General features: G+C 32.7%; 15 protein-coding genes. All 15 read right to left on the bottom strand.

Annotated elements, in window-relative coordinates:
• Positions 1-7: 7 nt before the first annotated feature.
• Positions 8-838: a hypothetical protein gene (locus WAO38_RS02585; protein ID WP_422234057.1), complete on the bottom strand. Its 831-nt coding sequence runs from the start codon at positions 836-838 to the stop codon at positions 8-10.
• Positions 835-1,773, bottom strand: coding sequence for a glycosyltransferase family 2 protein (locus WAO38_RS02580; RefSeq protein ID WP_422234056.1), 939 nt, complete (start codon positions 1,771-1,773; stop codon positions 835-837). The genes WAO38_RS02585 and WAO38_RS02580 overlap by 4 nt, the downstream gene beginning before the upstream one ends.
• Positions 1,770-2,618 carry a glycosyltransferase family 2 protein gene (locus tag WAO38_RS02575; protein ID WP_422234054.1) on the bottom strand — a complete coding sequence of 283 codons (849 nt, stop codon included), beginning with the start codon at positions 2,616-2,618 and terminating at the stop codon, positions 1,770-1,772. The genes WAO38_RS02580 and WAO38_RS02575 overlap by 4 nt, the downstream gene beginning before the upstream one ends.
• 24 nt (positions 2,619-2,642) lie before the next feature.
• On the bottom strand, positions 2,643-3,968 hold the full coding sequence (locus WAO38_RS02570; protein WP_422234052.1) for a hypothetical protein: 1,326 nt from the start codon (positions 3,966-3,968) through the stop codon (positions 2,643-2,645).
• Between the two features lie 5 nt (positions 3,969-3,973).
• The gene (locus WAO38_RS02565; RefSeq protein WP_422234050.1) at positions 3,974-5,077 is read right to left on the bottom strand and encodes a DegT/DnrJ/EryC1/StrS family aminotransferase; all 1,104 of its coding nucleotides are present in this window, start codon (positions 5,075-5,077) and stop codon (positions 3,974-3,976) included.
• Positions 5,074-5,589, bottom strand: coding sequence for an acyltransferase (locus tag WAO38_RS02560; RefSeq protein ID WP_422234048.1), 516 nt, complete (start codon positions 5,587-5,589; stop codon positions 5,074-5,076). Before WAO38_RS02560 ends, WAO38_RS02565 begins: the two co-directional genes overlap by 4 nt.
• Complete coding sequence (locus WAO38_RS02555) at positions 5,586-5,984, bottom strand: sugar 3,4-ketoisomerase (RefSeq protein WP_422234046.1); 399 nt, start codon at positions 5,982-5,984, stop codon at positions 5,586-5,588. Before WAO38_RS02555 ends, WAO38_RS02560 begins: the two co-directional genes overlap by 4 nt.
• A complete protein-coding gene (locus tag WAO38_RS02550; protein ID WP_422234044.1) occupies positions 5,974-7,323 on the bottom strand; it encodes a glycosyltransferase family 61 protein in 1,350 nt (449 codons plus the stop codon). Before WAO38_RS02550 ends, WAO38_RS02555 begins: the two co-directional genes overlap by 11 nt.
• Positions 7,324-7,413: 90 nt before the next feature.
• Complete coding sequence (locus WAO38_RS02545) at positions 7,414-8,439, bottom strand: glycosyltransferase (protein ID WP_422234162.1); 1,026 nt, start codon at positions 8,437-8,439, stop codon at positions 7,414-7,416.
• A gap of 65 nt (positions 8,440-8,504) precedes the next feature.
• On the bottom strand, positions 8,505-9,359 hold the full coding sequence (locus tag WAO38_RS02540) for a sulfotransferase domain-containing protein (protein WP_422234042.1): 855 nt from the start codon (positions 9,357-9,359) through the stop codon (positions 8,505-8,507).
• The gene (locus WAO38_RS02535) at positions 9,356-10,099 is read right to left on the bottom strand and encodes a sulfotransferase (protein WP_422234040.1); all 744 of its coding nucleotides are present in this window, start codon (positions 10,097-10,099) and stop codon (positions 9,356-9,358) included. Before WAO38_RS02535 ends, WAO38_RS02540 begins: the two co-directional genes overlap by 4 nt.
• Before the next feature lie 3 nt (positions 10,100-10,102).
• Positions 10,103-11,116, bottom strand: coding sequence for a hypothetical protein (locus tag WAO38_RS02530; protein WP_422234038.1), 1,014 nt, complete (start codon positions 11,114-11,116; stop codon positions 10,103-10,105).
• Complete coding sequence (locus WAO38_RS02525) at positions 11,113-12,057, bottom strand: hypothetical protein (RefSeq protein ID WP_422234036.1); 945 nt, start codon at positions 12,055-12,057, stop codon at positions 11,113-11,115. The genes WAO38_RS02530 and WAO38_RS02525 overlap by 4 nt, the downstream gene beginning before the upstream one ends.
• A 1-nt stretch (position 12,058) precedes the next feature.
• Positions 12,059-12,709: a class I SAM-dependent methyltransferase gene (locus WAO38_RS02520; RefSeq protein WP_422234034.1), complete on the bottom strand. Its 651-nt coding sequence runs from the start codon at positions 12,707-12,709 to the stop codon at positions 12,059-12,061.
• Positions 12,709-13,368: an acetyltransferase gene (locus WAO38_RS02515; protein WP_422234032.1), complete on the bottom strand. Its 660-nt coding sequence runs from the start codon at positions 13,366-13,368 to the stop codon at positions 12,709-12,711. The genes WAO38_RS02520 and WAO38_RS02515 overlap by 1 nt, the downstream gene beginning before the upstream one ends.
• Positions 13,369-13,379: the final 11 nt, after the last annotated feature.

The following is a 13,379-nucleotide window of genomic DNA, read 5'->3' as shown; positions in this document are numbered from 1 at the left end:
ATAGCTTCTAAATATAGGATTTAAAAGCGATATATTTAGTGATGGATATCATTATGGATTTAGGAATAGAGAGCGGAGCATGCTTAGATAAGTATTTAAGTTCTTCGATTGCTTGCATAATTCCTGTAGATTCAACTTTGCGGTAGCGTGCAATGCTCTCATGAATCCATGGATTACGAGAGAAGAATTTCCCGATTTCCCGATATCGCAACCAGATTTGTTTCAGCGTGAAATTATGGGAATGATATACTTTTCCTTCTGCGGAATATGCTATTTTTTTATTATTCAAAATGGCACGGGCCGCGAATTCCATGTCTTCATTTGTATTGAGTCCAGGGGTAAAGCCACCGACAGATCTGAAGTATTCTCCTTGATACATAGCACAGCTATTGGAAGCAAAAAAGGTTTTGACCCCCAGAGTCGCTAAATCTTTTTTCGATTTGACAATAGAATCTTCAGGATAGTTCTTATGGCGCGCAAAGATCTCGATTGTATCAGCATTCTGATAAGGGAGCTGCCGGGCATAAGTCACGACGACGTCGGTATCCTCAAACGATTTCAACAAGTTTTCAATTAAATATTCATCATAGGGAGTGGCATCCTGTGTCATAAATAGATAAAAGTCGGCCTGATAATTTAGGGAAAAATTTCGTGTATCGGCATGATTAAAGTTTTTTTGTTCAATAGTTAATATCTGATAATTCCCATCAGGAATTTTAGAACCAGAATTGATCAAGAGTATTTTTGGATGGACGGTTTGAGTCTCTAAATTAGGAAGAATATCATTGAAGAATGTCTTTTCAGGTGCTAAAATCGGGATAATAAGTTGAATATTCATGCAAAAACCATAAGTCCGAGATTACGAATAAATCCGTTTTTGAAGATTTTATATTTAATCAATACCTTACGTTTCTCAAACCAATTCATTTGATCAAGGCGAGAGATGGCATCCAGAATCTCAATGTGATCAGAAGTTAAATGACTACGATATTGTTCTAAAAATACTTTTGCCTGTGTGATATATTTCATTAACGACGGTTTTTTTAAAAACTGATTATACCCGTATCTCCAACCATACTTTTTCGCTCCGGTATCATTTCTGGCATGTTGACGGTAAAGTATCAGGGGTTCATTTATGTAACCAATTTGGCCGAATGTTGAGGCAACCATGGCAATCCACCAATCATGCATAATCGCTTCTTTAGGGATATTCTGTATTAGTCGAGCAAGATGAGAATTCAACATAGCGGTACATCCTGTAATATTATTGTCAACTATAAAATTATGCAAAGAACTTTTTTGAGGATCAATGTTTTGATATTTCCAGAAAGAATTATTTAAAAGATTCATGTCTTCGTCCACGACTGCTAGATCGGAGTGCACTAAAATCGGGAGATTCGGATATTGATTTTCCATTTCTTTCATTTTTAAGATAGTTTTTTCAATTTTGTCTTTTTTCCAAATATCATCTTGATCACAAAAGAGAATATATTCTCCCCCCATATCGAGTGCAGTATTCATAAGGAGTTCGAAGCTTTTTTTTACGCCCATATTGTTGCAATCAGTGAGTAATTTGACTTGAAGTGATGAGTTTAATGTAAACTGACGTAAAAACTCATAGCTTTCATCATCTGAACCATCATCGCGGCATAATAAAAGAAAATCGGAGTGATTGTAATCTTGATCTTCGAGTGATGAAAGCTGTTCTTGTAAAAACTGAATACCGTTGTATGTTGAAAGGCAAATAATAATCATATTTTTACAAGAGTTCATAATAGATTAAAATACTTGGAAAGTACATAGAGTTTTATCATTGACAGGTTGGATTTAATATATTTAAAATAAAGGATTATATTAAAAGGGAAGTCAAAATTTTTACGGTTTTGATGAGCTGTTTGCGCAATAGCTTTCAACATATTTACTCTATTAGACAATGTGGCATGGGCATTATTGTTATGTATTCGATAGGCAGATACTTTTATATCTTCAAATAATATCAATTTTTTTGCACTTGCACGAAGGTAAAAATCCCAATCTTCAATCGGAATATCGGTATCGTAGTAGCCGATTTGATCGTATATTCTTTTATCCATTATACAAATTGGACCGACACAAGACCAGTTTCGTACAATTTCACTTATCAATCCCTCTTCAGAAAAGAAATTGTTTTTATTTCCTCCGTATAATTCAAAATTCCCGCTTGCAAAAGTGATATCGTTATTCTCATTGACAACAATTGCATCATTGATCAACATGAGCTTCTCAGGATTATTTTTTAACACTTCAATACGATGTGATGTCATGTCATTAATCAGATAATCGTCGCTTGCTATAGGAATGATATATTGGCCCGAAGACATGGAAATTAATTCATTTAAGGTTCTGGTAATACCTTTATTTTCTCTCGATTTATACACTACAGTAATATCGTTTTCATGTATTTTCAGCCATGACTGAATCTTTTCATGGCAAGCATCTGTAGAACCATCATTGATGATGAGGATCTCTTTATTCGGATAAGTATCCAAAAGTATGCTGTCGAGTGTTTGCACTATATATTGCTCATGATTATAAACAGGAATAATATACGAAACGGTTGGAAATGAAATCATAGACATTTGGTATGGCCCTAAAAAATCATGTTATGCATATTGTTTATTTTTATTTTTTCTATGCAAGAACATTAATAGTATAAACATTGTTATGATCACAATTTTAGGAAAATAAAAATAACGAACTTCAAAATGCGCTATTGTAAAGATGATGAAGTATGTGGATAATATAGATACGTTAAACCACAGTAACAAAAGCCATAATTTGTCAGTTTTTAGCTTATAGTTGAGCAGGAAATATAGTATGGCGATAAGCATTCCCAATAAGGATCCATTTATTACTATATCTGATATTGTTGAAGCAACTCCGACTGTAACAAAATTTTGTATAGATGAAAACCAATATTTTCCTATGAGACCTAATTTAAGTGAATACCATTCCAAGGGGTGTTCTAGGAACGTTTTAATAAATAACTCTTTAGCATTAGCCGTATCTCCACATGCAGCAGGATTTATTCTGCAAACCAGATTACCGCCGCCGGCGACAACAAAACCGCCATGTACACTTTCAAGAAATTCGGATGATGATACGGCATTCCCGAAAGTTACAGAAACCGTGTAGACCCAAAGCGGACTCCCTTGATGAACCCAATGATATACTCTCCATGGAATGGTAACGGCATGTGCGACCAGAAGAATAACGCCTATCGTTTTAAGAGCTGATTTGATATTTGGAGATTGAAAACGGATGATTTTGGAAATAATAAATAATAATATACCCCAACCTGTTAGAATGATTAAAACAATCTCAAATTGAGAGCGAAAATATGCGGATAATGCTAAAAAGATTCCGGCATAGATTGCCTTACGGAATGAGTTCTGTACTACAGAACGGATAGACAACAAGATTGCTAGAAGAAAAAAACCGACGGAAAAGCTTTCTCCCAGAGAAATGCCGATCGGTTCCAATAAAAAAACTCTGGCAACAGGAAAAGCAAAAATCAGCAAAGGCAGAATGAGTGCAATTTTTTGATTAATATGTTCATTCAAAAATTCATAAAGCAACAGCAATACGACAGAAAATAGGGCAGAAGCCATGATCTGCAATACCAAGATGATTGGGGTGTCTATTCCGAATACTTTTATGATGAACGCTTCAAGTAAGACAAAGCCCGGCGGCCATAAATTTAAAATCCATTCATTTGCACTGCTGATCCATCCATTTTCGGCAATATCGATTGCAGCTGTAGCAAAACTTGCCGGATCTCCCATTACACTTACTTGAACAAGCTTTGAGATCGTTAAATCAAATGGATTGTATTGGTTCGGAATATCTCTGGCAAACAGTGCAATGCACAGTAGAATAACAAAATATGCTAATCCTACCCATATTCTTGTAGTGTATTGTAGTCGCATTGTTTTTACCCCTTGTAACTATTTACTGTATCAACGATCTGTTTTACATCATTGGGCGTCAAATGACTGCCGATTGGGAGACTTAACACTTCTTGATGTATTTTTTCACTTAGCGGGTATTTTTCACTATGCCACTCATGATAAGCATTTTGTTGATGCGGTGGAATCGGATAATGGATAAGCGTCTGTATGCCATCTCTAGAAAGATATTCTTGTAATTTATCTCTTTGTTCGGTACGTATTACAAACAGATGCCATACATGATTATTTTGTTTTAAAACTTCTGGCAAAATAATCAAGTCGTTCTGGATGTTTTCGAGATAGTAGTTGGCAATTTCACGGCGTTTATTTATCTCACTATCTAAATATTTGAGTTTTATTCTAAGCATAGCCGCTTGGATTTCATCAAGGCGGCTATTAACCCCTTTGAAGAGATTTTCATATTTTTTATGACTCCCATAATTTCCTAATGCTCGTATCGTTTGTGCTAAATCATCATTGTTTGTTGTAACCGCACCACCATCACCGAGTGCCCCTAAATTTTTCCCCGGATAAAAACTAAAACCGCTCGCATCTCCTAGATTTCCACACCGCATTTCACCGGAATATGCTCCGTGGGACTGAGCAGAGTCTTCAATGACTTTGAGATTATATTTTTTAGCAAGAGTATTGATTGCATTCATATCGCATGTTTGACCATAAAGGTGAACCGGCAGAATAGCTTTTGTCTTGGAGGTGATCTTTTCTTCGATTCTTGTTGGATCAATGAGATAAGTATCCAGTAATGGTTCCACAAGCACCGGAATGAGACCATTCTCTGAAATTGCTAAAATTGATGCAATATAGGTATTAGAAGGGACAATGACTTCATCCCCTTCACGCATTACACCTAGTTCTTTGTAGGCTCTCAGGATAAGAATTAATGCATCAAGCCCATTCGCAACACCTATACAATGCTTTGAACCGCAGTATGCAGCAAACTCATCTTCAAACCTCTCACATTCATTTCCTTGAATATACCATCCGCTATCAATGACTTTTGTGAATGTGTCAATTAATTCGGTTCTGTACTGAGCATTGATAATTTTAAGATCTAAAAAGGGAATCATATAGTTTTACCTTTACAATCGGTGCAGGATAAGGATTGATCACATTTTTGACCGCAGGTACAAACGTAACCTTTCATTTTGGCGGGATTACCATACCATAGCTCCTGCACCCCTACATTTTTTGTAAGTACACTACCGGCACCTATCATTGCATATTCACCTATCGTTACTCCCCCTACAATCGTACTGTTCGCTCCGAGGGAAGCCCCTTTCTTTATAATTGTTTTCATGAATTCTTTTGGGTAATGTTTACTTCGAGGTAAAATATCATTGGTAAAAGTGACGTTCGGCCCAATGAAAACATTGTCTTCTAGGGTTATTCCATCCCAAATTTGTACACCACTTTTAATAGTTACATTATTACCTATGATTACATCATTTTCGATCAAAACAGAAGCATTGATATTGCAATTACTACCAATGACGGCACCTTTCAAAATGACGCAAAATTGCCAAATAGTTGTGTCTTTACCAATACTCTGTGTTTGCACATCCGCTAATATATGAATCATGGATTCACCGTTTTTAAAAATTCGTCATAATCTCTTATATAGTCATCTTCATTATAGTAATTGTCTGCTAACACCATTAAGACGCAATCAGGGGTGAAATCATACATTTCTCTCCATATGAGCCCTTCTATTAATAGCCCCTGAGTTGGTGAATTAAGTTGTACATGGGTTTGTATTTTTCCATCATCGAGTAAAAACTGACAACTACCACTCGTACAAATAGCAAGCTGTTTTAAGTTTTTATGCGCATGATAGCCTCTTCGAACACCTTCTTTCGTACCAAAAATATAATAAACGCGTTTAACATCAAAAGGAACATTATGATTCTCTTCCAAAGCTATCAATGAGCCGCGATCATCACCCAAAAGTTTAAAATCAATAATTTTAGTCGTCATTTAATACATCTCCTAAAAGAATGGATAGATTTTTAAGATCAACGAGAAAATTATCATGAATGCTCGATTTAAATTTTGAGATAGTCTTGAAATGAACTAATTGTATATTTGATACATCTGCTAAGGGCTGAAACATATAATGATTAATACTTGAATGTGAAGGGAAAAATACAATTGCAATAGTTTTTGGCTGCATAAACAATATGTTAGTAAATGTTGCCCCTGAAGCACCGACGACAATTTTGGCTTCTGAAAATAGTTTTACTTGCTCCGAAAAAGAGATGGTATCTGTCTCAATGATTTCAAAACCATGAGTCGTCATAAATGCTTCAACTTGATTATTATTGATGATGGAACGCATCTGCGATACTCTGCGTCTCAAGTATATCTTTCTAAACGGTTCTTTTTGTGTCAACGGGATTTTTTTATTGATCTCTTCCCGAACGAGGGAGAGTGCATATTTGTCTACAAAAAACTCATTAATGTTCAATATCCCTTTTGTATTATCAAGCGACTGCCAAAATGGGGAACAATAAAGTAATGTTTGACATCGGATAAGCTCCCCGCGCTTTACCGAATGAATTTTAAATCTTTCATTGGTTACCAATCTGACAATTTCGAGACACTGCTGCGGCATCTCATCATCTATAAGTAATATGATATTTTGATTTATAAAAATATCACGATGATTTGAAGTGTTTATTAATATATTACTTAAAATCAATCGAGGAATATTTTCAGTAATCCAATGATAATAATTTGTAGAGTGCTCTTTTAATAAACTTACATAGATGGTATCGGAATGATTTAAAACGGATTGACTCTGCGTTAATGTTAATACACCATTGACCTCAGGGAAACGTTCTATAAAGATGTCGTCACGCTTAAGATCATGTTTTTCTTCCATATTGTTGAGTTCTTGATGATAGATAACGCCATGTGAGATTAGCGCATCAGTCATTCCTAAAACAGCAATATTATTGATTAAAAAAACTTTGCTATCCAATACCGGATTTTCAAGCTTTTCTAATTGTATGTATTTTGCATTATGTGTAAATAGTTTTGGTCCATTTATTTTTGATTTTCTATTCAACTCAGAATAGAGCAGCTGAATATTTACATTCAACTCATTTGTGTTTTCAGTTAGAATTAAAAAAAGTGCCTCTCTACGTTCTTTAAGAAAGGAGATAGAATTTTTCATTTTAATTTTATTGGCTAAATCTTTATAAAAATCGATACTGTCTTTATACTGATCTCTTAGAAATTTAGGGAAAAGATAATAAATAGATTTCAGTAAGATAATTTTTTTCTTTTTAGCCACAAGAAATTTTCCATTCATTATATTTTGTACTATTCGAAAGAATAATCAGTTTTTGAGTATTTTATTATCTTAATAGAGTGCAACTGGAATGCAAAAATAATAATATTATTACACCCAATTAAAAGAAGTGTATTTTTTTATTATTTTACCCAATCTAAACCATTTTGATGAGTATAATTTATTTAAATCAGCTTCTTTTCCTGCAATAATTTGATTTTTTCCTGCAATAATTTGATCTTTCTTATGAACCGATTCATTTAGCTCAATGGTTTTACTATACATATTCTGGAGGATTTTGATTAAATCATCTTTATTAATATCATTAAATAAATTTAAAAATGAATTGACGTCATTATTTTTGTATGATTCCAAAGATATCCGAGTAAAGAGTTCTAGGAAATTTTTCTCATATTCATAATCAAATATTTTATTAAATGCAATGATAGCTTTTAAATTGGCTACGATTTGTTTTTCTTTATCCAGTAAAGACCAAATTCCTGCGTCATGAACTCTATAAACCGACATGACCTCATCTAAATATTTTATCGGTCCGAATTTAGAAAAGGAAATTAGCATAAACCAATCACCTCGGTGTTTATTGAGATAGTCATACGGTGCTTTTTCTTTAAAATTATTTCGATAAACCATCGAACTTGTATGGAAATAGGCTTCACCTTTTGTAAAATCATCAATAGTAAAGACATCTTTGTTGCTGGAAGAAACGATTAATGAATCTTCTTCCGCATTTATTTCATTAATAACTTTCGTATTGTGGGAACATCCAACAAATTCAGGATTCTGTTCTAAAAAATCAACTTGTTTTTGCAGTTTGAGTGGATCAGTCCAGTAGTCGTCTCCATCGCAAAATGCTATGTATTTACCTAACGCTCTTGGAATATTATAAGTAATATTGAGTTTAATCCCTTTTGAATACTGATTTTCTACTTGATATATTGGCTTTATTATCTCAGGGTATTTACTTTCGTATTCTTTGATTATTGCGGCAGTATTATCTGTAGATGCATCATCGTGTATCAATATTTCTATTGCAAAATTCGTTTCTTGCATCAAAAAACTATTCAAAGTATTACGAATGAATTTTTCATGATTGTATGTAAAACAAGAAATACTCAAAAGTAGATTTTTTTTATACCATGTTTTTATTATTTGATTTTGAGTTCTTAGATTTTCAGAAATAGTTACCAATTGATTTCCCCAATTCTATTAAATAATAAATCATTATAAGGTCGGTAGAAATCTTCAAGAAAAAGTTTACTTTCTTCTGAGATTTTTGAATCATAAGCGCGTTGGTGCTGAGCTTTTAAATCGATATTTTTGTCTTCTAGTTTGATGTCAATATTGAGGAAATTTAATATGTTTTTCAACACACCAAGTGGTTTTTCTGATAAATCTTTATTTCCAATAATAAGAATATTTTTTTTATCAAAATATTTTTCATATTCTTCTAGTTGATTTATGTAGATCCCTCTTCTCAAAAAACTGGGTTCAAAATATTCAGGGTTCTTTTTAATAATATCGGATTCTATACGTATATATTCTTCAAAGGAAGGGAAGTAGCTTCTATTCATAAAAAGTAAATCAATTAATTTATTATTTTTGTCTTTCTCTGTAGTATTTTTTGTCAACATTGCTAACCAATCATTACTTTCAAATGCTTGCTTGTACATATTCCATGCACTATAGGCTCTGCTTATAGGCTCTCTTAGGATAAAAATCAATTTCATTTTAGGGTTATATTTATATATCCGTTCGGCTGTATTGGGAAGATATGAATAAGATGGAGTAGACTCAAAATAGATATCGTGTTTATTGCCTGCAAAATGAGATTCATACCAATCATTATTATGGTGGGTTAAGTGCATAAAATCAAAAAAATGTAATTCTTTTTTCTCGGAACCATGCAATGTAGGTATTTGACTTAAATAGTGGTGCAAAGAAGATGTCCCGGCTTTTTGAGCCCCAATAATTAAGAAAGAAGGTTTATTTTGCTTTCGCATTTGTAAACTAGTCATTATAGATTTAATAATATTCATGTTTTATTCTCATGTGGAAATTTTTCGTACAGAGGCTTTTTATTTAAAAAACCGCATAAATTGGTGTATGAATCTTCATCCTCAATATTTAGGATCAAAAAATTTGGGCTATCTTGAAAATATTCCTTTGCTTCTTTGATATGCTGCTCATAGTAATGTTTACAATACGCTTCATCAAAGAATTTGTCCCGATCTAAAAGAATATGTCTATCTCGAAGCCACAACATTTTTGTAATGTTGAAAGGCATATCAGGATAGCGGTAATTTAGTTTTTTTATATCCCCAATTGTAAGTTCTTCGCCAATAGGAATACCGGCGTGGATAAATCGCTTTTTGGTAAAGTTGACAAGGCTTCGATACCATGTGTCCGAATCTTTTCTGACAGTTAGTATAAATTTGGCATTAGGGTATCTTCGGTGTAAAAGTTTGTAGTATCCTCTGAAACTAAAGGGCTGATCCTGAAAAGCATTTGCAGTTTTTAGATACGCATATAAAAATTGATAATTTCCTTGTAATGTGTAATCACTGATTAATTCTGCATCGATTTGATTGCCTAATTTATAGTGTAATTCCCTTAAAGCTGTTTCAGTTGATGTCGTTCCAGTTTTATTTAGACCTATTACAAAAACTTTATTATCCGGTTCATAATCTTCGGAAAATGTATTTTTCAAAAATTGTAAAAAATTATAAACATGTCGTATAAATCCGTATTTTTCGATTGTTCTATACCATTTATTCAAATCTTAAAACTCCATTTTGAAATAATTGTCAGGTAAATCAATTCCATAATTTTTCGATAATTTTTCATTGGATTCTATAAACATTTTTTTTAATTTTTCAACTATTGTAGTATCTGCATAATAATTAATTTTTCTAGAATCATTTTTAGCTAATTTTTCAGCATATTCTAATAAAATTCTTTTGATTTTGACATCATGATAAATATCTGTTTCATTAAACTCTATAAACTCGAAAATATCTCGATATTTATGAGTATCAATTAGTGCATAATTCCCTTTACCCAAATTGTACTTATACTGGTTATTTAAGGCTAATAATTGAAAAGCTTCTTTGTCACTTAATGAAGGATTATTATGGGTTAATGTAATATTTTCATATTTAATTTCTAGAAAATTACAAATGACAGTGAGAAGTATATTTTTTCCGTCAATTTCCTTTAAATGGCCATTAATTCTAAAATTTTCTATAGGTATTATAAGTATATTTTCAAGTCCAAATTTATTTTGATACAGCTCTATAACTCTATCAAATTTTATTTCTTGTAAATAACTATGAATTCTACTTTTGTATAATGCATTTACATAGTCATGAAAATCTATTCCAAGACCAGCTTTTAAGGATTCTTTATATAAAGATTTGATCAGATCAAATTGATTTCTAATGATTACAATAATTCGAGTTTCTTTACCAAACAAATCATATAGTCTATTTATTTTTTGAGTAATATCTACTTCATCATTTGAAAAGTGAAATGATAAATTTTCATGGGAAATACCATATTTTTTTTTGAAATTAGATTTGATTGAATCCAAAAAATCATTATGAATATCTTTGAATTCTATATCTCTTGCTCGTAATAATGACTCAAAATAAATTGCAATATCTCTATTTAAATAATTCATACTTTGACCATTATTTCCAAGCCCTAGATGCGATAGCTCTGAATGTTTTGAAAAAAAATCATTTTGTAATGTTGTAGAAAGATTCTTGGGATATCCGATATGAATATAGTTCATTTAGTACTCTCTAAAATAGCATACCCGAATCCACTTTTACCAAAGGTATTTCCATTGTAAAACATATACCTTTTCCCGTTATGATCATAAACAAAAGGGTACTCTATCATTTCATTGTCCCATCCGCGCTCACTCACATCGATACCCACTTTTTCATCCATTCGTATCCAATCGATCCCATTGGATGATTCAGCATACCCGATTCGGTAACTGTTGCTTTTATTTTCTCGGTAATCTTGCAGGTTCCTGTGAGCATACCACATTTTGTATGTCTCACCGTCTTTCATGACACAAGAGCGTACGATACCGCACTCATTTTCATCTTTATAATCGATAGCGACTTTTCCTTCCCGCTTCCAATCAATTCCGTTATCCGATTCCGCATACTTGATATGATAAAACGGTTCGCTCTTCCCGTTATATTCTACCCATGAGGTATTAGAGAGATACCACATTTTCCAAATGCCGTTTTCCTTCAATACAAATGGTGCTGCACTAAAATAAGGTTCCCTATAGTTTCTGTCAAATAAAGGTCCTTCTGAAAACTTTTCGAATGTTATCCCACCGTCTTTACTGATTGCTAACCCTATAGAATTATGATAGGAAATCGTATTTCGGACATTCCACCCTATATAGTACATCCAAACTTCATTCTCTACCTTTATTACATGAGAAACCATTGCACCGCAATCATCATACATACCCATTTTCCCGTGTTTTAGTACAGAATCGTTATGCACATATAAAATTTTTTCAGGAACTTCTGCATCTACTTCTATAAAAGAGATATTAGTCCTATTATCACCGTCTCTTGCCGTATAGTAAATTCTTAATCTATCTTCCGTTATTTTATATACAGTTGGTACAGAGGCATATCCTTTCCGATTCCATTCGAATCTATCGTCAGGGGTAAAAATCAACCCTTTTTTTACCCATTTCATCTTATTTATCTCCAAATTTATATAAATAGACTGTGTATTCATATAAACCGTAATCATTTCTAATGATAAAATCTCGAGTAATATTTTTCGTCAAAAAATTTGCCATATGATCTAAAGGGACATGAAAAAGATGGTCTAGTTCCCAGTCTACATGTTTTGACATAACATTAAATGCTACTCCTCTCCCACAAATGGGGTAAATTGCCTCAATCATCTTTGAAAAATATTGAAACATTTCATGATATTCCATATCCCTTTTTTCCGTAAAAACTCCGTTCATTACAATGTAATCATATTTTCTTTTCAATACCTTGCTATCTTTTAATATGTCACCAATTATATATTCGTTTTCTGGAAATTTTTTCTTTGATTCATTATAAAACTTTTCTGATATCTCCAAGCCATGATAATTTATGTAGCTAAAATCATTTTTTACAATATACTCATAGAGATGCGACAATCCACATCCAAAATCTAAAAATGACCTTTTATCTGTCAGTAAGAAATTCTTTTCTCTGAAATTTGCTATTTCTAGCATAGTTTGATATCTTGAATTTACCTGTTCTTCTTTTGTCCAATCAACACCCTTTGGTGTATCACCATACTTTTCAAAACAATCTTCATAATGAGCAATTATTTCTTTATAATCCATCAAAAGCCTCTTAAGCGATTGCTAGGCACTTTAGATTTTTCAGTTTCTGAAGGTGCGTAAACCGAGAAATCTTCTGTATTTTTAAAAATAACCGCATTTGATCCTATAATATTTGATTTACCCACTTTAACATTATTAGCGATTGTACTATTAACACCTAAAAATGAGTATTCTCCTATAATAACATTTCCTGACACTACCACCTGCGAAGCCAAAAAACAGTGATCTTCTACGGTTGAATGGTGTCCTATGTGATTTCCACTCCATATAATACAATTGTTCCCAATTTTAGTAAAAGGCTGAATTACGTTATTTTCAAAAATAAAGCAGTTTTCTCCCACAGGTGTACCATAATATGTTGCTTTTGAACTAATATAACTAATACACGTATACCCTTTTGACTTTGCATCTATAAATTTTTCAGCCCGTAGTTTATTCACTTTTTTATAGCTTATCGGGATAAAAAGATTGTACTCATTTGGCGGATATTTAAGTAAAAGATCTTCATAAGCCACTACGGGCAAATTATGGAAATGATCAATATGTAAAAATTCTTTGTCTACTGTGAATGCAACTATTTCATGCTCGCTGTCATGTGTTAAATAAAAATGTGCAATTTCAGCGATTTGACCTATTCCGAATATAACTACTCTTGCCATTTTTATTTCTC

It is taken from the genome of Sulfuricurvum sp. (assembly GCF_049277495.1).
In the GTDB taxonomy this organism is placed as follows: domain Bacteria; phylum Campylobacterota; class Campylobacteria; order Campylobacterales; family Sulfurimonadaceae; genus Sulfuricurvum.
The sequence above is the reverse complement of the archived record's forward strand: the minus strand, read 5'-3'. Positions and strand labels throughout refer to the sequence as shown.

What these genes read in the sequence shown, in the direction of transcription:
- WAO38_RS02560 (WP_422234048.1), bottom strand. Translation starts at nt 5,589, where the DNA reads ATGATTCATATATTAGCGGATGTGCAAACACAGAGTATTGGTAAAGAC.
- WAO38_RS02585 (WP_422234057.1), bottom strand. Translation starts at nt 838, where the DNA reads ATGAATATTCAACTTATTATCCCGATTTTAGCACCTGAAAAGACATTC.
- WAO38_RS02515 (WP_422234032.1), bottom strand. Translation starts at nt 13,368, where the DNA reads ATGGCAAGAGTAGTTATATTCGGAATAGGTCAAATCGCTGAAATTGCA.
- WAO38_RS02540 (WP_422234042.1), bottom strand. Translation starts at nt 9,359, where the DNA reads ATGAATATTATTAAATCTATAATGACTAGTTTACAAATGCGAAAGCAA.
- WAO38_RS02555 (WP_422234046.1), bottom strand. Translation starts at nt 5,984, where the DNA reads ATGACGACTAAAATTATTGATTTTAAACTTTTGGGTGATGATCGCGGC.
- WAO38_RS02570 (WP_422234052.1), bottom strand. Translation starts at nt 3,968, where the DNA reads ATGCGACTACAATACACTACAAGAATATGGGTAGGATTAGCATATTTT.
- WAO38_RS02525 (WP_422234036.1), bottom strand. Translation starts at nt 12,057, where the DNA reads ATGAAATGGGTAAAAAAAGGGTTGATTTTTACCCCTGACGATAGATTC.
- WAO38_RS02580 (WP_422234056.1), bottom strand. Translation starts at nt 1,773, where the DNA reads ATGAACTCTTGTAAAAATATGATTATTATTTGCCTTTCAACATACAAC.
- WAO38_RS02550 (WP_422234044.1), bottom strand. Translation starts at nt 7,323, where the DNA reads ATGAATGGAAAATTTCTTGTGGCTAAAAAGAAAAAAATTATCTTACTG.
- WAO38_RS02520 (WP_422234034.1), bottom strand. Translation starts at nt 12,709, where the DNA reads ATGGATTATAAAGAAATAATTGCTCATTATGAAGATTGTTTTGAAAAG.
- WAO38_RS02575 (WP_422234054.1), bottom strand. Translation starts at nt 2,618, where the DNA reads ATGTCTATGATTTCATTTCCAACCGTTTCGTATATTATTCCTGTTTAT.
- WAO38_RS02565 (WP_422234050.1), bottom strand. Translation starts at nt 5,077, where the DNA reads ATGATTCCCTTTTTAGATCTTAAAATTATCAATGCTCAGTACAGAACC.
- WAO38_RS02530 (WP_422234038.1), bottom strand. Translation starts at nt 11,116, where the DNA reads ATGAACTATATTCATATCGGATATCCCAAGAATCTTTCTACAACATTA.